Genomic DNA, 19,802 nt, shown 5'->3' with positions numbered 1-19,802 from the left:
GCACAGGATCTCCGCCGCGCGCGGCCCGTTATGAGGTAGGCTCTCTCGGAGCTGGCGAGCTGGAAGGCGTCGGCCCGACATGGCGCTTCAGGTGCTCGCGAGGGCGCGTTGGTGGGAGCCAGCCACGATGGACGATCGTTGAGCGCCGAGGTCGATGATGTGTGGTCGCTCGCAGGAGGCCCTGAGCCGATGAACGGAGTCCGCGCGAAGAACAGGAGAGTCCTCGTCGTCGACGACACAGAGAGCATCCACAGGACGTTTCGGAGCGTCCTCGCCCCCGCCGGGAGCCAGGCCGGGCTCGACGAGCTCGACGCCCTGCTCTTCGGCGGCCGGGGCGGAGCGCCCCCGGGGCCGAGCTTCGAGCTGACATCCGCCTACCAGGGCGACGAGGCGCTGGAGGCGGTGCGGAGGTCGGTGCAGGCAGGCGCCCCCTTCGCCGTGGCGTTCGTCGACGTCCGCATGCCGCCGGGGCGCGATGGCGTCGAGACGCTCGCGCGCATGTGGGAGGAAGATCCCCGGCTCCAGGGCGTCATCTGCACCGCCTACTCGGACTGCTGCTGGGACGATGTGATGGCGCGGTTCGGGCAGACGGATCGCCTGCTCATCCTCAAGAAGCCGTTCGATGTCGTCGAGGTCCGGCAGATCGCCTGTGCGCTCACGGAGAAGTGGAGCCGCGAGCGCGAGCTCGAGGAGGCGGTCGACCGGATGTCGGCGCAGGACGAGAAGCACCGCCGGGTGATCGACGCGTTGCCGGACACGGTCCTCCGCGTGGACCGGGACGGCGAGTGCCTCGAGGTGAAGCCGCCGCGCGGGCTCCTCCCGGCCATGCAGCCGGGGTTCTCGCGGGGCGGCCGCATCGGCGACGTCCTGCCGGGCGACGTCGCGCGGCGCCTCCTGGACGAGCTCCGCCGGGTCCTCGCCGACGGCGCGACGCAGATCGTCGAGTACGAGCAGCCGGTGGGCGGCGAGCTGCGGCACTACGAGGCGCGGATCGTCGAGTTCGACGCGGCCGAGGCGCTGGTGCTGCTCCGCGACGTCACCGAGCGCAGGCGGGCCGAGGCGGCGGCCGCCGAGCAGCGGGCGCAGCAGGAGATCATCCGGGAGCAGGCGAGGGCGCTCGAGGCGCTCTCCATGCCGCTCATCCCGATCACCGACGACATCGCCGTGATGCCGCTCATCGGGCCCATGGATCGGCGCCGGATGCAGCAGGTGCAAGCCACCTTGACCGCGGGCATCGCCGCCCGGAGGACCCGTGTCACGATCGTCGACCTGACGGGCGTCCCGAGCCTGGGGCCGGACGTCGCCGACGAGATCGTCAAGGTGGCGCAGGCCGCGCGCCTCCTCGGCACGGAGGTCGTCCTGACCGGGATCGGCCCCCACATCGCGCAGGAGCTCACGCGCGTCGGGCGCGACCTGGGCAACGTTACGACGCGCCTGACGCTGCAGAGCGGTGTCGCCTTGGCCATGATGAGGTGACGCGCCGCGGGCGCCGCCCGTTCCCGCGCTCGACGCGTCGGACAGCGGAGGGGCGCTCGCCGTCGGCGCGGCCTTTCGCGGCCGTCGACGCGCTGGTCGTCCGGAGGTTTTTGTGTAGAGTTCCCCCCGCGCGCCCGCCGGGGTCGCCGCAGCGGAACGAGCACTCATGGTGGAAACGACGACGGATCCGGTCGGAAAACACCTCTCCCCCGCGGCGCCGAACCTCCCCCTCGCCGGCGCCCGTCGCCGCTCCGCTCCCGCGCCGGGCGCGCGCGCCGCCGTCGCGCTCGCGTCCGCGGCGGCGATCGCGCTCGGCGGCGCGGCGGCGCGCGCGCAGCAGCCCGCGCGCGACCCGGTGGCCGCTGAGGCGCTCTTCAAGGCGGCGCGCGCGCTCGTCGACAAGGGCGATCACGCGGCCGGGTGCCCGAAGTTCGAGGCGAGCCTCGCGCTGAACCCCTCCGCCAGCACGATGATCAACATCGCGCGGTGCCACGAGCACGAGGGCAAGCTCGCCACGGCCTGGCACGATTACCATCGCGCTCTCGTGCTGAACCGCGAGACGGCCGGCGAGCAGCGGCGGCGGGGCCTCGAGGAGCTCGCGCGGAAGGGCCTCGCGGCCCTCGAGCCGCGCGTGCCGAAGCTCCGCATCGTCGTCGAGGGCGCGCCCCCCGGCGTGGAGGTGCAGCGCGACGGCACGGCGCTCCCGGCGGCCGCGCTCGGCGAGGCGCTGCCGATCGACCCGGGCGCGCACGAGATCCGCGCGAGCGCCCCCGGGCACCAGCCGGAGACCCGCTCGGTCACGCTCCAGGAGGGCGAGACGGCCACGGTCGAGCTCACGTTGCGCCCGGCGGCCGCGGCCCCGCAAGCCAGCGCGCCCGTGGCGCCCGCGGAGGCGCCGGCGGCGTCGGGCGGGGGCGTCCCGGCCTGGGCCTGGATCTCGGGCGCCGCCGGGCTCGCCCTCGCCGGCGCGTCGGTCGGGTTCCTGATCGACGACCTGTCCGCGATCGGCTCGTTGAGAGAGAATTGCCGCGAGGCGCCGGGCGGCACGTATTGCAACCCGGGGTACGACGTCGCGGCCGACAACGCGCGAAAGAACCGCGATGTCGCCCTCTTCGTCGGCCTCGGCGGCGCAGGGCTCGTCGCGCTCGGGGTGGCGGCCTTCGGGATCGTCCGCGCCGGCGGCGATGGCCAGGCGGCGCCGGCGCGGGTGGCCGTCGTGACGCCCTGGATCGGGCCTTCCGGCGCGGGCGCCGGCATCTCCGGGAGCTTCTGATGCGCACAGGGGATCGCGTGGGAATGCATTGCTCCCGGTCGCTCGCCGCGATCGCGCTGGTATCGCTGTTCGGGAGCGCGTGCATTCCCGACGTCGAGCCCGACGTCTTCTCGCTCCCGCGCTGCGATCGGGTCGCGCCGACCTGCGGCCCAGACGCCAACGAGAGCTGTTGTGCGTCGGGGGAGGTGGTGGGCGGCGCGTTCAATCGCCTCGGCAATGCGGCGTATCCGGCGACGGTCAGCGATTTCCACCTCGACCGCTTCGAGGTGACGGTGGGCCGGTTCCGGCAGTTCGTCGCGAGCTATCCGGCGATCAAGCCGGCGGCGGGCGCGGGCGCGCACCCGCTCATCGAGGGCAGCGGCTGGGACCCGGCGTGGGATCCGGAGCTGCCCGCCAGCCGGGACGAGCTCGTGGACGAGCTCGAGTGCGACGCGAACTTCAGGACGTGGACCGACGAGCCGTCGGGCAATGAATCGGCGCCGATCAACTGCGTGAGCTGGTATGTCGCGTTCGCCTTCTGCGCCTGGGACCAGGGTCGGCTGCCAACGGACGCCGAGTGGAACTACGCGGCGGCCGGCGGGAACGAGCACCGCGCGTACCCCTGGGGAGCGGCGGCCCCGAGCGACGAGCTGGCCGTGTTCGGCTGCGACACGACGATGACGGTGTGCCCGGTCCCGAGCGTCGGATCGCGCTCCTCGGACGGCGACGGCAAGTGGAAGCAGGCCGATCTGGCCGGCAGCCTGTTCGAGTGGGTCTTCGATTACCATAACGAGCCCGTCCCTCCGTGCGACAACTGCGCGTCGCTGATCGAGGGGGAGTTCGGCAGGAGCGCCTATGGCGGGGCGTTCTCTCACGGCGAAGAGACGCTGGGCGCGAACTACCGTATCGGCGAGCAGCCCGAGCAGCGGTATTCCTTCTTCGGCTTCCGCTGCGCGCGCGACGAGTAGGGGCGGATCGCGCCGCGACGAGGGCGGCGGTCGCGGGCCGTCGCGTCGCGCCGGAGGCCGTCGTCCCGGGGGATCGGCCTCGCCGGTGGACCGAGCACGGCGCGTCCTCTATGCTCCCGCTGTGTTCGAGGTCGCGCCCGGTATCACCATCGCAGGCCGTTACCGCGTCGAGCGCGCGCTGGCGCAGGGCGCCATGGGCAGCGTCTGGGTGGGCCGGCACCTGCTTCTGGACGTCGATATCGCGATCAAGTTCATGGCGCCGCAATTCGCCACGTCCGCCGAGCTGCGGACGCGCTTCGAGCGCGAGGCGAGGGCGGCGGCCATGCTCAAGAGCGCGCACGCCGTGCAAGTTTACGATTACGGCATCGAGCAGGACACGCCGTACATCGTGATGGAGCTGCTCGAGGGCGAGGATCTCTCGGCGCGCCTCGCGCGGGAGCGGCGGCTCGGGCTTCCGGCGATGCTGGGCATTCTCGATCAGGTCGGCAGGGCGCTGCGCCGGGCGCACGAGCTCGGCCTCGTCCACCGCGATCTGAAGCCGGGGAACATCTTTCTTTCGCTCCAGGACGGCGAGCAGGTCGCGAAGGTCGTCGACTTCGGCGTCGCGAAGGCGGTCGACGTCGCCGCGAGCGTGCAGACGACGCGCCCTGGCGCGCTGCTCGGCTCGCCGAGCTACATGAGCCCGGAGCAGGTGCGGAGCAGCAGCCGGGTCGATCACCGCTCCGATCTCTGGTCGCTCGGCGTGATCGCGTTCGAGTGCCTCACCGGCCAGCTCCCCTTTCCGGGCCAGGATCTCGGCGACGTGCTCGTCGAGATCTGCACGGCGCCCATCCCGCTCGCCTCGCAGCTCGCGCCCGGCCTCGGCCCGGAGGTGGACGCCTTCTTCGCGCGAGCGCTCGAGCGCGACCCGGCGCGGCGATTCCAGAGCGCGACAGAGCTCGTCGAGGCCTTCGCGGCGCTGCCGGGGGCGCGGGAGCCGGGGGCGGGGGCATGGGGACCTGCGGCGGATGCGGGCGCGGCGCAGGGGGCGCCCGCGGGGGGGACGGTGAGGATCTCGGCGACGGAGGCGGCGCGGATCTCGGCGCCAGAGCCGGCGCCAGGGTGGATCTCGGCGACGCAGGCGGCGCCGGCGCGGATCTCGGCGCCAACGCCAGGGCGGCTCTCGGCGACGGAGGCGGCGCCGGCGCGGATCTCGGCGACGGAGCCGGCGAACGCACCGGCGGCTCCGTTCCAGCCTGGAACAGCCACGTTCTCGCCGTCATCGCAGACCCGGGCCGATGCGGTGCTGCCCCAGAAGCGAGGTCGCACCGGGCTCGTGGTCGGGGCAGCGGTCGGGCTCGTTGTGGTGCTCGGTGGGGTCCTGCTCTTGTTCGCTGCGCTCTCCGGCCCAGCGGACGTGGCCGGAGCGGTGCCTCCGGCGGCGAGCGTCGGTGGAGCGGCACCGGCGGCGAGCGTCGGTGAGGCGGCGCCGGCGGCGAGCGGCGGTGAGGCGGCACCGGCGGCGAGCATCGGTGAGGCGGCGCCGGCGGCGAGCATCGGTGAGGCGGCGCCGGCGGCGAGCATCGGTGAGGCGGCGCCGGGGGCGTCGGCGGCCGACGCGGCTCCCGCGGAATCAGCGTCGGAGCGCGGCGCGGCGCCGTTGCCCGATGCCGGGCTCTCCGCGGATGTGCCGCCGGGCGACCCGGCTGCGCCCACGGCGCCGCCAAGAACGCGCGCCCCGGGGAAGGCAGGCGGCAAAGCTCCCTCGAACACGCGCGATGATCTCCTGAACGAGATGTGACCTCCGCCGCGATCCCGGCCTTTGACCCGGGGCGTGCGCGTCGTCTGGGCCTGGAGGGGCGCGGTGACCGCAGAATCGAAGCGACGTTGGTCCCGCGCCGCCTCCGCGTTCGTGAACGGCGCCCGCATGCGCACGTCCTGCCTCACCCGGCCGTCCTTCAGCGTCACCCGGCCCAGCGCCGGCCGAGCCTCGAATGGGTCCACCACATCCAGCACACCCTTGGCCGCGTTCACGCAGGCCGCGCTGAGCCGATAGTTCGACCACTCGTACACGAGCTGCCAGCTCGTTGACTTCGGGATGAAGTGGTCGACCGTCGGGCTCCCCGTCGCCTTCTCGATGTGCATGGCGAGGTACGCGCACTGCTGGCCGTAGAGGTCCATCATGTCGTCGAGCGCGCTCTTGCCGTCTGCCTCACGAGGCTGAATCCAGAGGGCCGGGAACTTCGCCGAAGGGATGTCCTCTTCGCGAGCATAGGTATTCTTCGGCTTGCGGCCCCCCTTGCCCGTCACAGGCTTGCCCAGGAGCCGCGTGATCGCGTCTTTGCCTCGCTTGCGAACGTGATCGTCGAAGCTGGGCGGCTCGGCGGCCAGGGCGATCCGGATCACGTCCTCCTCCGCCTCGGCTTCGCCGGTGCCTGTTCTGCTCGACGGTCGCAGAAGTACCCCCATCGCACCCAGAACGGGTCGATGTCGGGCAGACCGGCTTCTCTCAGCGCCTTGTCCGCAGCGGCGACGGCGGCGTCGGAGGCTGCCTCTTGGTCCATCAGCGCCAGGGCCTCCTTCACGGCCAGCTCGCCCTCGAGGGATCTGGGCTCCTCCAGATCGAAGGCTTCGCTCGTGAGCCAGTTGCCGACCTCGCCGCGGCGCACATAGGTTCGCGGCGTCAGCTTGACGGAATAGGGCTTGCTCGTGCGGTCCAGATCGAGATCGAACCAGGCGTCCTTGTCGGCGTCGAAGAGAGGCTCGACCGAAGCCAGGACGAGCGGGGAGTGCGTCACGGCGAGGAGCTGGACACGCGAACCGTGTTCCCCGGTCAAGATGTCCATCACCTGCAAGAGCGCCGGTACGATGCGTCGTTGCCATTGCGGATGCAGGTGGGCCTCGATCTCGTCGATGAGGAAGACGACCTCTTTCACCGGCGGCTCGCCGCGCACCTTCGCGGAGGCGAGGTGCTCCTCCCACGCCCAGATGAGGAGGTAGGCGAGCGCGATGATCCTGCGCATCCCGGCCGAGGCGTGGATGACGGCGACGTCTTCGCCGTAGGGCATACGCAAGGTCGGATACCTGAGGGGGTCGGTCGCCGTGAGCTTGCGCAGATCGCCCGCCTGGAGCTTCTCCTTCTCGTCGCTCGACGGCGACAGCGCTTCGAGGACCTTGCTCAAGAGCTCGAAGGGACGGCTCTTCTCGCGTTGCCACGAGCCCCAGTCGCGAAGCAGGCCCTCGCAGTATTCGTTTCCTGCCCAGACCTCGGGGGCCGAAAAGAGGTAGGCGTTCGGGCGTTTGGGCGCGTCTTCCGTCCAGTAGTTCCGTGCCGGATCCCAGACGGAGAACCCGCCGTCCACCTGCGCGTAGAGGATGAGCCCAGGGATGGCGGGGCGGCCCTTGTTCACGCTCCATCGCTCGACGGCGGGGTCGTACTTGCTCGTGTAGGTGTACGGCCTGGGCGTCTTCTTCGTGTACGAATACGAGATCGATGCGCCCTCCCTGGTCGGGACGACAGGATGGCGGGCCCACGTCCGCGTCAGCGCCCACCACGCCACGTCGAGCAGGAAGCTCTTCCCGAGCCCGTTGTCGCCCGTGACGAGGTTCAGCCTCGGCGCCAGATTCATCGTCATCGCGGGCGCGGGGCCGACGTTCTTGAGGTGAATCGACTCAAGCATGGGGGCTGCCTCGCTTCGTCTGCTTCGGGTTCTTGTCGATGGTGCCCGCCATGATGTCGGCGGCGTCGCTCGCGAACGCGGGGCGACCGTTGCCCGCGTTTGCCGACGTACACCACAGGCTGCGGAGACGGCAACCTCTGCCGAAGTCGAAGGCGCGGGCGGGCGCCCGCATCCTTGCGATCGCACCTGGGGCAGCGGAGCAAGTCGACCCCCCACGCCCGCTTCATGAGCACCGCCCGTTTCGACCTTGCCGAGCCGCCCCCCGGTGGGGGGCGGTGCCCCGGGGAGGAGGGGGTTGAACCGCCCCATCGGGATCGTTTGCGGTGTGCGGAGAGGGTTGAACCGCCCCGTCGGGACCGTTTGCGATGCGCGGAGGGGGTTGAACCGCCCCGTCGGGACCGTTTTCGATGCGCGGAGGGCGGTTGAACCGGTGCCTCGGGGCCGTTTTCGATGCGCGGAGGGGGTTGAACCGCCCCGTCGGGACCGTTTTCGATGCGCGGAGGGCGGTTGAACCGGTGCCTCGGGGCCGTTTTCGATGCGCGGAGGGCGGTCGAACCGGTGCCTCGGGGCCGTTTTCGATGCGCGGAGGGCGATCGAACCGGTGCCTCGGGGCCGTTTTCGATGCGCGGAGGGCGATCGAACCGCGCCTCGGAGCCGGGCGCCGTGGTCGACCTCGATCCGCCGCCCGCCTGCGAGCCACGGAGCCCACCGGATGGCGAATCCGTGACCAGCCCTCCTGCGCGCCCGGAATCCACTGCATGCGACCCAGATATCCCGTGCAAGCTCCAGAGCTCCTCACCGTCCCGACCGACCCCGCCCCGACCCCGGCCCCGCACCAGCCCGAGCCCGCCCCCGCGCCCGCCACGGCGCCGCCACCTCCCCCGCACGCCGCCCCGCCGGACGACCCGGCCAGCCGCCCCGCCCTCGCCCCTGACCCCGGCCCGCGCGGGGCCTTCCGCGCCGCTCACATCCGGCCAGGCGACCCGTACGAGCTCTCGCACGGGCGCCCGATCGTCTGCCTGCCCGGCGGCGGACGCGCCTCGACCGCCCTCCTCCTCGGCGGCGCCGTCCTCGCCCTGGATCCCGCCGTCCGCGAGGCCGGCGCCGGCACGGGCTACGCCCCCGCGCCCGGGCTGCTGCGCGCGCCGCACCTGGCCGTGGGCAACGTGCCCGATGCCCCGGGCTGGGTGCCGGGCGCGCCGGCGCTCGCCGTCGAGTACGCCGACGTCGGCGAGGACGAGGCGCGCCTCGCCCGGAAGATCGACGACCTGCTCGTCGCAGGCGCTCGCTGGGTCTGGGTCGTGCGCCTCGCAGCGCCGCGGCACGTCGAGGTGCACGCGGCCGGCGCGCCGCGGCGGATCGCGCTCCCAGGAGAGCTGCTGCACGCGCCCGGCGTCCTCCAGAACCCGGTGCCCGTCGAGGCGCTCTACGACCGCGCCGCCGCGCAGCAGGCCGCCCTCACCAGCCTGCTGCAGCGCGAGGGGCACTCGAGCCTCGAGTCCCTCCGCGACAGAGGCCTCCGCGAGGGACGCAACGAGGGCCTCCAGCGGGCCGTGCGGGACGTGTGCGACGTGCTCGATGTCGCGCTCTCGCCCGAGGACGACGCGGCGCTCGTCGAGATGGACGGGACGGCGCTCGCCGCGCTGCTCGAACGGCTGAAGCGCGAGCGGCGCTGGCCGCTCCCGTAAGCCCTCACGATCCGCCCCTACAGCGGCTGCGGCGCGGCCCGTCCCCCGCGAGGGACGCGGCGCGCCATCGCCGATCGCGCGCTTGCGCTCGCCACCGGAAATCGGATAGCCCGATAGCTCACGGCGCACGGGGCGCAGGATGGCCATGGGAGAAGGGTAATCGCCGTGGATGTCGAGGCCTTCGCCGCGTCCGCTGCCCGCCGCGCGCTGCTCGGCGCGGCGCTCGCGCTCGCCCTCGGCGCGGCACCCGGCCTGCCGGGCGCGCGCGAGGCCAGCGCCGCAGAGCCGCTCGCCTGGGTCGCTCCGGACAGCGCGCGCATCATCGCGTGGAACCACGGCGCCCCGCAGGGCGCGCCCGCGTCGCAGGGCGCGACCGCGTCGCAGGGCGCGACCGCGTCGCAGGGCGCGACCGCATCGCAGGGCGCGACCGCGTCGCAGGGCGCGACCGCGTCGCAGGGCGCGACCGCGTCGCAGGGCGCGCCTGCGCCGCAGGGCGCGACGCCGAGGGCGAGCGCCGCGCCCATCGCAGCCGACCCGACGAGGCCCGTCGCGCTCACCCAGGAGCAGCTCCTCCTCGTGCCCGTCGAGCCCGGCGATCGGCTGGAGGTGCGCGGCGACGTCGCGGGCATCGGCCTCGGCTCCGGCATCGGCGACGCGCCCGACGTGATCACCTGGATGCCGCTGCCCCCGTTCGAGGCAGGCGCGCGCGACGTCGCGGTGCCGGCCTGGTCGAGCGCGCGCTTCGTCGCCGTGCGCGCGGCCGTCCCGCGCGGCGCCGAGAGCGCGCCGGTCGCCGTGCGGGTCGCCGCGCGGGAGAGCGCGCCGCTCGCCTGGTACCGCCTCGACGAGGACGTCGCCGCGTGGCTCGGCGGCGGGGCGTCCGCGCCGGCCTCCGCGCCGGCGGAGGCCGGCGCGCTGCTCCGGTGGGTCGACGCCGCGCGCGCCGCGCTGTCCGCGCCGAGCGCCGTGGGGGCCGCGCGCGCCGCGGGCACGCCCTCGAGACAAGGCGCCGCGCACGCACCCCCCGCGCCGGCGACCGCGCGCCTCGAGCCCGCAGCGGCCGCGTGGCTCACCGCGCGCTACCTCGAGGAGTCGCTGCTGCTCCGGCCGCTCATCGAGCCGTATTTCGTCCCGCGCGCGGTCGAGCTGCGCGGCGGCCGCGAGGGACCCGACCTCCCGGCCGTCGAGCGCGCCACGCCGTGGCGCTCGCTCGGGGCCGGGGCGCGGCTCGGGCTGCGCGCGCCCGGCGCCGACGTGCTGCGCATCGCCCTCCGGCCGCGCGCCTACGGGGCGACGCGCGTCGTGGTCCGCGCCGGCGGCGCCGTCGTCCGGGAGATCGCCTGGCGCACCGGGCCGCGGCTCGCGGACGCATCGCGCTGGCGAGATGCGCGCTGGATCCGGGTGCCGCTGCCGGTCGACGTGCGCGAGGCGACCGTCGAGGTCGTCGAGGGAGAGCTCGCCGTCGCCGCCAGCGCCTACCGGCAGCGCGGCGGCGTGGCCGAGCTCTTCGCCCCGCAGCGCGATCGCGCCGCGCTGCTCGACCGCGCGGCGCAGCGCGAGCCCGCCAGCGGCCGCGCGCCGGACCCCGCCGAGGCGCCGCGGCTCCTCGCCGCCGCGGATCGCGCCTTCGCGCCGGCCGCCGCCAAGGCCGCGCTCGACCTCGCCGCGCGGCCGGGCGTGCCGCCGCCGCTCCGGGCGCTCGTGCTCGCCGAGTCGGTGCGGTGGGCGCCGTCTCCCGGCGCGGCGTTCGCGCGCGCCGCGCAGGCCCACGCGGCGGCGCAGGGGGGCGTCGCCGCGATCGCCGTGCCTCTCCAGCGCGCCGCCCTCGCGCGCCTCGCGGCCGCGCACGCCGACCCGGGCGCCGCGTCCGCGCCCTGGGCTGCGCCCGCCGCCACGGCGCCACCGCGCGCGCCCGCCGCCACGGCGCCACCGCGCGCGCCCGCCGCCACGGCGCCACCGCGCGCGCCCGCCGCCACGGCGCCACCGCGCGCGCCCGCCGCCACGGCGCCACCGCGCGCGCCCGCCGCCACGGCGCCACCGCGCGCGCCCGCCGCCACGGCGCCACCGCGCGCGCCCGCCGGGGGCCTCGCCCACCCGGACGACGTCGCCGCGGTGTCCGCGCTCGGGGCGGCCCTGTCGCCGCCCGTCGACGGCCGCCGGCCGGTCGGGGCGCCGCTCGCCGAGCGCTACGCGCTCGGCCACGGCGACGTCGAGAGCGCGGCGCCCCTCGCGCGGATCGCCTGGGCGCGCGAGGCGCCGTGGGACGCGCTCGACATCCCCGACGGCGTGACGACGTGGAGCTCGGTCGCGCCGCCGCGCGACGAGCCGCCGGCCGCCGGCGTCCACGCCGCACAGCGCGCCGGCCGCGCCGCGCTGTGCGACGTGGACGCGGAGTCCGGGCTCCGCTGGACGCTCCTCGACGCCCCGCGCGCCGAGCTCACGGTCGAGGCGCCGCCGGGCGCCCATGCGCGGGTGCTCCTCCGGAGCGCCTCGAGCGAGGTGGTCCCCGAGTCGTCGGTGCGCATCGACGGCACGCCGGTCGCGGTGCACGGCGGCGCCGGGCTCACGTCGGTCGCCGCCGTCGCGCCCGGCGCGCGCACCTTCGAGCGCGCGCCGGGCGCCCCGCCGGTGCTCGCGCGCATCCCGCGCAGCGGGCGCGCCCCGTGCGCGTCGCTTCGCGAGATCGTGCAATGGGCCTGGGTCGACGGCGCCGTGACCTTCGCGCTCCCCGACCCGGAGCGCGCCACGGTGGCGCGCGTCGTCCTCGCGCCGCCCGCCGTGCTGGGCGAGGCGGCGCGCGCGCCGGAGACCCCCGGCGCCGCGGCGCGCACGCCGCAGGCCGCGGCGCGAGCGCCGGAAGCCCCGGCGCGCGCGCCGGAAGCCGCTGCGCGAGCGCCGGAAGCCGCCGCGCGCGCACCGGAAGCCGCCGGCGCGCCGCCCGCCGCGCGCGTGCTCCGCGTGCGCGCCGGCAGCGCCGTCCACGAGGTCTGGGTGACCGCGGGCGCCACCGGGGCGATCGAGATCCCCGTCCCCGCCGGCGCCGGCGAGCTGCGCGTCGAGACCGCCGCGCCGACGCTGCTCCGGGCCGCCGTGCGGCTCCACCCGGCCCCGCCCGCCGCGCCGCGCGTCGTCTCGCCGGCGCGCCCGCCCGCCGGCGCGCTCGTCGACGGCACGCTCGAGCAGATCCGGAGCGCCACGCGCGCCCTCCGCGCCGCGCCCGCGTCGGATCGCGCCGCGCTCCGCGCGCAGCGGGCCGCCGCGCTCGAGGGCCTCGGCTTCCCGGCGCTCGCCGCGCTCGACCGCGCCGCCGAGGACGACCCCGACGAGCCCGGGCAGCTCCCCGGCGCCTCGGGCGCTGGCGCGCCGCCGTCGACCGTCTTCGCCATGCCGCCGGGCAGCCCGCCGGCGGTCCCGCTCGGCCTGCCGGCGCGCGTGCCGCCGCTGCCGCTGCCCGCGGACCGCGCGCCCCTCGCCACCGCGCGCGCGGCCCGCATCGCCGGCGACCCGCGCCACGGCGTCGCGCTGCTCGCCGGCCCGGCGGGCGACAGCGCGGGCGCGGACGCGCTCCTCCTCGGCCTGCTCGCCGAGCGGGCCGGCGACGCGCGCATCGCCGCCGACGCCTTCACCCGGATCGGCCTCGCCCACCGCTCCGCCGCCGCGCTCGCCCGCGCCGCCAACCTCGCGACCGACGTGGCTTCCGGCGCCGCGCCGCCCGACAGGCGGCTCACCCTGCGCGCCCTCGCGCTCGCCGAGCTGGCCGTCCAGGCGGCCGACCGCGAGGCCGCCGGCGGCGGCCAGGGCGCCGCGCCCGCCGCGCCCGCGCCCGGTTCCCCTTCCGCGTCTCCCTCGGCCAGCGCGCCGGCGTCTCCCTCGGCCAGCGCGCCGGCCTCTCCCTCGGCCAGCGCGCCGGCCTCTCCCGCGCCCTCGCTCCATCTCCCGCCGGCCGCCCTCGCGCGGCTGGCGCCCGTGACCGGCTGGGACGTGCCGCCGCGCGCCGACGCCACGGCCGGCACCGCGACGCTCGAGATCCGGGCCCGGGCCGACAGCGACCTGCCGCTCCGCGTGCGCGTGCGCCGCGCGCTCGTCGACGCGCCCGAGCCCGCGCTGCTCATCACCGACGGCGCGCGCGCCGAGTTCCGGCTCGATCGCGCCGCGCCGGGGGCCATCGTGCTCGACGGCGTCTGCCGCGCGCTCGATCACGACGAGACCCCCTGCGCGTTCACCGTCGCGCTCGACGGCGCCCCGGTCGCGTGCTCCGCCGCGGCCGCGCCGATGACCGACCGCTGCGTCGTCCAGGTGCCGCGGGGCAGCCACCGCGTCGAGGTGCGGCCTCCGGCCGACCAGAGCGTCCTCGGCTGGATCCGCGCGACCGCCGCCGGCTCGCCGCAGCCCTTCTCGGGCCGCGTCCTCTCGACCTGGAACGACATCGATCCCGCCCGCCCGCTGGAGCTCGCGTTCGTCGGCCCGACCGTCGTGCGCATCCGCGCCCGCGCCGCCTACGAGTGCGCCGCGTCGCCCCGCGGCCGCGCCGCCCCCGCGAACGGCGACGATCCCGCGTGCCGCCCCGAGCTCGCCTCCGCCACGCCCGGCGGCCTGCTGCGCTTCGCTGTGTCGCCGCTCGGCGCCGCGCCCGGCGCGCCTGCCTCGAGCGCGGCCGCCTCCGGCGCACCTGCGTCCAGCGCGGCCGCCGCCGGCGCGCCCTCCACCGGCGCGGCCGCCTCCGGCGCGCCTGCCTCGGGCGCGGCCACCGCCGCCACGCCCGGCGCGGTGGAGGAGGGCACCCTCGCGCTCGACACCGCCGAGGACCCCGCCGCGCGCCGCCTGGGCGTCACGCGCGCGCCGTTCTTCTGGCTCGGCGGCGAGGTCGAGGCCCGCGTGGCCGTCCTCCCGGAGGGCCCGCACGTGCTGCGCGTCGCCTCGCCCGCCGGCAGGGCGCTGCTCCGCGTCGAGCTCGCCGTCGCCACCGGCGCGCCCCGCCCGCGCGTGCCGCCGCCCGCGCCCCCGCCGCCGCCCGCGCCGCGCGCGCCCGCGGACGAGCCGCTCCGGCCGGCGCCCCCGGTGGGCGAGGACCCGGACGCGGGGCCGCTCTCGTTCGGCGCGTACGCGCGCCTCGTCGACAGCGAGCTCACCGAGGAGGACCTCCGCCTGCCGCTCCGCTTCCTGGAGCTCGGCGTCGACGTCCACCGTGAGCTCGTCGAGCGGCGCGCCTGGATCTCCGCCGCCGGGTTCGGGCGGCTGCGCGACGGGCCGGAGAGCTTCGGCGCGGAGGCGCGCTTCGACCTGAGCTCGAGCGGCTGGATCCCCGGCGCCGCGCTGAGCGGCCGCGTCGTGTTCCAGCCCGGCGCCGGCGGCGCCGTCGGCGGCAGGGCGAGCGCGAGCGCGTTCTGGTCGATCCCGATCGGCGAGCTCTCGCTCTCGCCGTGGGCGGGCTTCACCCTGCTCGCGGTCGACGAGTCGCTCCGCCGCGTCCCCGGCGCCGACAAGGACATCTTCACGCCGTACGCCGCCGAGCACCGCACCCAGGCCTCGCTCGGCGCGCGCCTGCGGCACCGGCCGTTCGTCGACACCCTCGTCACGGCGGGCACGGCGCTGCGCCTCAGCCCGGTGCCGTCTACCTTCGACCGCATCGACGCGACGCTCGACCTCGACCTGCTCCCGGGCCGGGGGCTCTGGCCGTGGATCCAGCTCGGCTGGCTCGCGAGCTACCGGCCCGTGAACGAGACGCGCGACGAGGCCTTCCTGCGCGACGCGTTCACCGCGGGGCTCACGTTCTGGAGCTGGATCTCGCGCGGACACCGCGTCTCGCTCGGCGCCGAAGGGACGTTCCTCTTCGACATCCCGAGCCCGGCCGAGACCTCGCCGCGCCTCTCGGGGCTCCTCTTCGCCCGCTACGACTACACAGCCGGCCGCGGGCTCCGCGACTTCCCGCCGCACGCGACGCCGTTCCGCGACCGGCAGGAGGAGGGGAGCGGCCTCGTCGAGCGGGAGCGGCCCGCGGTCGAGCCGTCGTGGGAAGACCCGTAGGGCAGGGGGCGCGACGCCGGAACGCCGAGGAGGAACCGGCGGGGGCCGCTCCGATCAGGAGTACAGGGGGCGGGGGAGCGCGCCCCCGGGGAGAGCGCTTCACCGAGGGCGTGCGCCGATCTCCGGGGGCGGTCCGCCGTCGAGGACCGACAGGTCGAGATCGCGGAGCTGCTCGGGGTCGCCCACGACGTCGATCCGGGCGATTTTCCCCTGCGCGAGCGTGAAGCGGAGCACCCGGAAGAGCCGCCCGTGGGGGGCCACGACGACGCCCACCGCGCCGTCCACGAGGGCAGGGCGGGCGAACCTGGCGCCGCGCGCGCCGGCGATCGCCTGCTTGGCCCAGGCGCGCGCGCCGCGGACCTCCCTCCCGGCCGGGGGCGCGGCCGTGGCGTCGGTGCGGATCACGACGTCCGGATCGAGGATCGCCACGAGCGCGTCGAAGTCGCCGCCGCGCATCGCCGCGAGGAAGGCGTCGACGACCTCGCGCTGGCGGCCGACGTCGGCGTCCGGAGACGGGGGCGCTCCCTGCACGCGGCGGCGGGCGCGGCTCGCGAGCTGCCTCGCCGCGGCCGGGGAGCGGCCCACGATGGCGGCGATCTCCTCGAAGGGCACGGCGAACAGATCGTGCAGCACGAACGCGAGCCGCTCGGCGGGCGTCAGCGTGTCGAGCACGACGAGCAGCGCGACGCCGATGGAGTCGGCCAGCACCGCCTCGCGCTCGGGGTCGGTCCCGGCCTCGCGGTCCGCGGCGGGGTCGGGCGCGGCCATCGGCTCCTCGCGCCGCGCCTTGCGCGAGCGCAGCATGTCGAGGCACACCCGCGCCACGACCGTCGTCAGCCACCCGCCCAGGTTCTCGACGCCGCTCGTGTCGGCGCGGCTCAGGTGGAGCCAGGACTCCTGCACGGCGTCCTCCGCCTCGCCCACGGAGCCGAGCATCCGGTACGCCACCGCCCGCAGGTGGGCCCGGTGGGCCTCGAACCGCTCCGCCAGCCAAGTATTTTCATCCATCGGTCACACTCCCTCGTCGCGCTTCGTCATGGCTGTGACGAACGAACCGTAGCCGATGTGACGACGCGAACGGACGTTCTGCGCCCCGTCACGGTCGGCGAGCACACTCGAACCCTTCGAGAGGATCACGACCATGCTGAAAGCACGGATGAAGAACCCCGCGATGCTCATCCCCGGCGTCATTCAGCCCATCCACGCCCTGCTCGGCGCGGTGAAGAAGAGCGGCGTGCCGGCGCGGACGCTCGAGCTCGTCCACCTGCGGACGAGCCAGGTCAACGGGTGCGGCTTCTGCGTCGACATTGGCGCGCGCGAGCTCAGGAAGGCGGGCGAGACCGACGAGCGCCTGTTTGCCGTGGCGGCCTGGCGCGAGGCGCCCTGGTTCACCGACGCGGAGCGCGCCGCGCTGGCGCTCGCCGAGGCCGCGACGAGGCTCAGCGATCGCGCGGATCCGGTGCCCGACGACGTCTGGGAGGAGGCCGCGAAGCACTACGACGAGCCGGCGCTCGCGGCGCTGATCTTGCACATCGCGCTGATCAACTGCATCAATCGCGTCAACGTCACCACGCGGCAGATCGCCGGTTCGATGAAGGTGGAGGCGAGCGCGGACGCCCGCTGAGGAGTCGTCACCACGCCCGGACGGCGCCTCGCGCGATCCGGTCCTCATGGAAAAGCGACGCTGTCTCAGCTTCCTCATCCACGTGGGGGAGCGGCCTCCTTCACACCACAGCCACCCTGCGGGCCCCATGGTCTTCCGATCGTCGCCCCCCCGCGCGCCCGGGGGGGCGTCGGGTTTGTCACTCCCCCCCTGGCCTGCGTCGCGTTACTCTGCGGCGAGCGACAAGGCGTCTCGTCGACATCTATGACGGTTGAGCTGATTCATGCCATCGTTCGCCAGACCACGGTCCTCATCGCCCAGCTCGCGACCTCGGGGGGCTGGCGTGCCCCCCTGGCCCAGCTCGCGGATCAGGTGTTCCAGGACCTGGCGTCCGAGCTCGAGCGGCAGGGCGTCAGCCGCAAGGTGAGCGCCGACATGTTCGGGATGGGGCTCCGGAGCTACCAGCGCCGGGTCCGGCGGATCACGGAGAGCTCCGTCGAGCGAGGCCGCTCGCTCTGGGAGGCCGTGCTGGACTACATCCGCCGCCGGGGGATCACGCCGCGCGCCGAGGTCCTGAGGGCGTTCGCCGGCGAGGATGACGTCCTTCTCCGCGGGGTGCTCTTCGACCTCTGCGAGAGCCGCCTGATCTTCCAGGCGGGGCAGGGGGCTCAGGTGGTCTATCGCGCGGTGTCCGACGACGAGCTGGGCGCGCTCCGGGCGCTTCGCGCCGGCGAGGGCGTGGACGAGCTCGTCTGGGCGATCATCTACCGAGAGGGCCCGCTCGCGCGCGACGAGCTGCTGCAGCGGACGCACATCGAGCGGGTGGAGCTCGACGCCGCCCTCGTGCGTCTGGTGGAATCGGGGCGCGTCGAGCGGACCGGAGACGGGGCCGGGGCGACGTACAGCGCCGCGAGCCTCTACGTGCTGCTGGGCTCACCCGTGGGGTGGGAGGCGGCGATCTTCGATCACTACCAGGCGATGGTGAAGACGATCCTGTGCCGGTTGCGCGAGGATCGCACGGCGCCCGGCCTCGCCGACCGCGTCGGGGGGAGCACCTATACCCTCGACGTGTGGCCCGGGCACCCGTACGAGCAGCGGGCCTGCGAGACGCTGGGGCGCCTGCGCGCCGCGCTCGTGGAGCTGCGCGAGCAGGTGGAAGCGTACAACGCGACGCACGAGACGCCGGACAGGTACACGCAGGTCGTCCTGTACATCGGACAGTGCTTGATCCAAGAGGACATGGAGGGCGGCGATGAGGCCTAGCGGGGTCGCGGCGGCGTGCCTCCTCGCGAGCGTGGCGGGCGCGGTGCTCCTGGTCCCGGGCTGCAGGGACATGGGCCCTCGGACCGGGAGCGAGACGAACTTTCTCACGAGCTGCGATGCCGGCTGCGGCGACGGTCTCTCCTGCATCTGCGGCGTCTGCACGCGCGTCTGCTCGGCCGCCGACCAATGCGCGGCGCTCGCCTCCGGCGCCGCGTGCGTGGCCGCGGCGGAGCGGCCCGCCGAGGCGGCCTGCGGCGCGGCCGAGGGCGCTGCGTTCTGCGATCTCTCGTGCGGCGGCGACGCCGACTGCGCGCCGCTCGGCGCGCCGTTCCGCTGCCAGGGCGGCTTCTGCCGGGCGCCCGACGAGGGCGACGCGGCGGCCGCCTGCCCGGCCACAACGCTGGCGCTCGGCGACAACGACCGCACCGTGACGGTCGGGGACGGGACCCGCAGCTACGTCGTTCGCCTGCCCGCGAGCTACACGGGGGCGAGCCCCATGCCGCTGGTGCTCGACTTCCACACGTTCGGCGGGACGCCGGCGGCGGAGGCCGAGGCCTCGGGGTACCGCGAGCTCGCCGAGCGGGAAGGGTTCCTCGTCGCGTGGCCGCAGGGCATCGACGGCGCGTGGAACATCGGTCCGTGTTGCACGACGTCGCGCGACGTCGACGACGTGGGGTTCGCGCGCGCCCTGGTGCAGCAGGTCCAGGCGGAGGCGTGCGTCGACGTGAAGCGCGTCTACGCCGTGGGCGTCGCGAACGGCGGCGGGATGGCGTACCACCTGGCCTGCAACGCGGCGGATCTCGTCGCCGGCGTCGCTCCAAGCGCCTTCGACCTGCTGGCGGCGTCGGAGCAGCCCTGTCAGCCGGCGCGGCCGGTGACGGCGATCTCGTTCCGGGGTACCGCGGACGTGCTCGTGCCTTACGAGGGAGGGCCCCAGCAGGCGCCGAACGGCGCGGACATCACCTTCCTCGGCGCCGTCGGCACCTTCGAGCGGTGGGCCGAGCTGAACGAGTGTACGGGCGCCCCGAGCGCGGCGGACAGCAACGGCTGCTCGACAACCTCGAGCTGCGCGGGCGGCGTGGAGGTGACGCTGTGCACCGAGCAGGGCGGCGGCATGGCCTGGGGGAGCCCCGAGATCGGGTGGGCCACGCTGAAGCGGCATTCGCTGCCGTGAGCGCGTGAAGAGCGGCGTTCGCTGCCGCGAGCGCGTGAAGAGCGGCGTTCGCTGCGGCGAGCGCGTGAAGAGCGGCGCTCGCTGCCGCGAGCGTGTGAAGAGCGGGGCGCTGCTCGCGCGCATCGCGCACGGCACCACGCTGCGCCCGGGCAGACCAAACGGAACTTTCTGGCGACGCTCCCGCTCATGGAAGCGGGCACCGTGATGGCTCTCGAGGTCGACGAGGGGGGATGACAGATCTGTCCAAGGGGGGCGACGACGATCTCGCCGTCTATTCGCGCGGGCCGCAGGGCCGATAGAACGAGGGCGGTCGGAGGCGATCCGAGAGTCTCCGCAGGTCCTGACCAACGCCCTTAACAGAAGGTGACGACGATGAATTCTCCTGTTCTTTCCTGCCGACTCGTGGTCCGCTCCGCTCTTGGGATAGCCGCGCTCTGCCTCGGCGCTTGCGGCTCGGAGAGCGTTCCGCTCGATGATTCGGGGTCGGGCGGCGACGCAACCGCAGCGACGACGGGCTCCGGCGCTTCCACGACCAGCTCTTCGGCCAGCACTGGGGCAGGTGTCGGAGGCGCGAGCAGCAGCAGCGGAGCGAGCTCGGGAGGCGCCGTGAGCAGCAGCACCGGCGGTAGTCCCGGCACCGGCGGAGGCGGCACCGGCGGCGCAGGCACGGGCGGCGATGCCACGACGGGCGGTGG

The 19,802-nt window shown here is 75.4% G+C and carries 12 protein-coding genes; 9 read left to right on the top strand and 3 right to left on the bottom strand.

From position 1 onward, the window contains the following. Nucleotides 1-189 precede the first annotated feature (189 nt). The 4 genes from WMF24_RS38815 to WMF24_RS38800 all read left to right on the top strand — a co-directional run bounded on the left by WMF24_RS38815 (nucleotide 190) and on the right by WMF24_RS38800 (nucleotide 5,476). A complete protein-coding gene (locus WMF24_RS38815; protein ID WP_437732490.1) occupies nucleotides 190-1,476 on the top strand; it encodes a PAS domain-containing protein in 1,287 nt (428 codons plus the stop codon). Between the two features lie 166 nt (nucleotides 1,477-1,642). Further along, nucleotides 1,643-2,749 (top strand): PEGA domain-containing protein, encoded by a 1,107-nt coding sequence (locus tag WMF24_RS38810; RefSeq protein WP_437732489.1) that lies wholly within the window; start codon nucleotides 1,643-1,645, stop codon nucleotides 2,747-2,749. Between the two features lie 23 nt (nucleotides 2,750-2,772). Next, nucleotides 2,773-3,696, top strand: a complete 924-nt coding sequence (locus tag WMF24_RS38805) for a formylglycine-generating enzyme family protein (protein WP_437738908.1) — start codon at nucleotides 2,773-2,775, stop codon at nucleotides 3,694-3,696. Nucleotides 3,697-3,817: 121 nt separating this feature from the next. Next, nucleotides 3,818-5,476, top strand: coding sequence for a protein kinase domain-containing protein (locus WMF24_RS38800; RefSeq protein ID WP_437732488.1), 1,659 nt, complete (start codon nucleotides 3,818-3,820; stop codon nucleotides 5,474-5,476). Between the two features lie 601 nt (nucleotides 5,477-6,077). Here the strand turns inward: WMF24_RS38800 and WMF24_RS38795 are convergent. Continuing rightward, on the bottom strand, nucleotides 6,078-7,355 hold the full coding sequence (locus WMF24_RS38795) for an AAA family ATPase (RefSeq protein ID WP_437732487.1): 1,278 nt from the start codon (nucleotides 7,353-7,355) through the stop codon (nucleotides 6,078-6,080). 776 nt (nucleotides 7,356-8,131) lie between these two features. Between WMF24_RS38795 and WMF24_RS38790 the strand changes: the two genes are divergently transcribed. After that, nucleotides 8,132-9,043, top strand: coding sequence for a hypothetical protein (locus WMF24_RS38790; protein ID WP_437732486.1), 912 nt, complete (start codon nucleotides 8,132-8,134; stop codon nucleotides 9,041-9,043). Nucleotides 9,044-9,208: 165 nt separating this feature from the next. After that, the gene (locus tag WMF24_RS38785) at nucleotides 9,209-15,067 is read left to right on the top strand and encodes a hypothetical protein (protein WP_437732485.1); all 5,859 of its coding nucleotides are present in this window, start codon (nucleotides 9,209-9,211) and stop codon (nucleotides 15,065-15,067) included. A gap of 99 nt (nucleotides 15,068-15,166) precedes the next feature. Here the strand turns inward: WMF24_RS38785 and WMF24_RS38780 are convergent, their stop codons facing one another. Both WMF24_RS38780 and WMF24_RS38775 read right to left on the bottom strand, forming a co-directional pair. Next, on the bottom strand, nucleotides 15,167-16,075 hold the full coding sequence (locus tag WMF24_RS38780; protein WP_437732484.1) for a sigma-70 family RNA polymerase sigma factor: 909 nt from the start codon (nucleotides 16,073-16,075) through the stop codon (nucleotides 15,167-15,169). A 3-nt stretch (nucleotides 16,076-16,078) separates the two neighbouring features. Then, entirely contained in the window at nucleotides 16,079-16,210 is a 132-nt protein-coding gene (locus WMF24_RS38775) for a hypothetical protein (protein ID WP_437732483.1), read from the bottom strand. A 1-nt stretch (nucleotide 16,211) separates the two neighbouring features. On the opposite strand from WMF24_RS38775, the gene WMF24_RS38770 reads away from it, so the two are divergent. The 3 genes from WMF24_RS38770 (at nucleotide 16,212) to WMF24_RS38760 (ending at nucleotide 19,107) form a co-directional block, all read left to right on the top strand. Beyond that, nucleotides 16,212-16,691 carry a carboxymuconolactone decarboxylase family protein gene (locus WMF24_RS38770; RefSeq protein WP_437738907.1) on the top strand — a complete coding sequence of 160 codons (480 nt, stop codon included), beginning with the start codon at nucleotides 16,212-16,214 and terminating at the stop codon, nucleotides 16,689-16,691. 243 nt (nucleotides 16,692-16,934) lie between these two features. Then, complete coding sequence (locus WMF24_RS38765; RefSeq protein ID WP_437732482.1) at nucleotides 16,935-17,933, top strand: hypothetical protein; 999 nt, start codon at nucleotides 16,935-16,937, stop codon at nucleotides 17,931-17,933. After that, on the top strand, nucleotides 17,923-19,107 hold the full coding sequence (locus WMF24_RS38760) for an alpha/beta hydrolase family esterase (RefSeq protein WP_437732481.1): 1,185 nt from the start codon (nucleotides 17,923-17,925) through the stop codon (nucleotides 19,105-19,107). Before WMF24_RS38765 ends, WMF24_RS38760 begins: the two co-directional genes overlap by 11 nt. Nucleotides 19,108-19,802 lie beyond the last annotated feature (695 nt).

Source organism: Sorangium sp. So ce1335 (assembly GCF_051521615.1).
GTDB lineage: Bacteria > Myxococcota_A > Polyangia > Polyangiales > Polyangiaceae > Sorangium.
Note: the sequence above shows the minus strand (reverse complement) of the source record. Positions and strands in the feature narration are given on the sequence as shown.

What these genes read in the sequence shown, in the direction of transcription:
- WMF24_RS38815 (WP_437732490.1), top strand. Translation starts at nt 190, where the DNA reads ATGAACGGAGTCCGCGCGAAGAACAGGAGAGTCCTCGTCGTCGACGAC.
- WMF24_RS38810 (WP_437732489.1), top strand. Translation starts at nt 1,643, where the DNA reads ATGGTGGAAACGACGACGGATCCGGTCGGAAAACACCTCTCCCCCGCG.
- WMF24_RS38805 (WP_437738908.1), top strand. Translation starts at nt 2,773, where the DNA reads ATGCATTGCTCCCGGTCGCTCGCCGCGATCGCGCTGGTATCGCTGTTC.
- WMF24_RS38795 (WP_437732487.1), bottom strand. Translation starts at nt 7,355, where the DNA reads ATGCTTGAGTCGATTCACCTCAAGAACGTCGGCCCCGCGCCCGCGATG.
- WMF24_RS38780 (WP_437732484.1), bottom strand. Translation starts at nt 16,075, where the DNA reads ATGGATGAAAATACTTGGCTGGCGGAGCGGTTCGAGGCCCACCGGGCC.
- WMF24_RS38775 (WP_437732483.1), bottom strand. Translation starts at nt 16,210, where the DNA reads ATGGTCGTGATCCTCTCGAAGGGTTCGAGTGTGCTCGCCGACCGTGAC.
- WMF24_RS38765 (WP_437732482.1), top strand. Translation starts at nt 16,935, where the DNA reads ATGACGGTTGAGCTGATTCATGCCATCGTTCGCCAGACCACGGTCCTC.
- WMF24_RS38760 (WP_437732481.1), top strand. Translation starts at nt 17,923, where the DNA reads ATGAGGCCTAGCGGGGTCGCGGCGGCGTGCCTCCTCGCGAGCGTGGCG.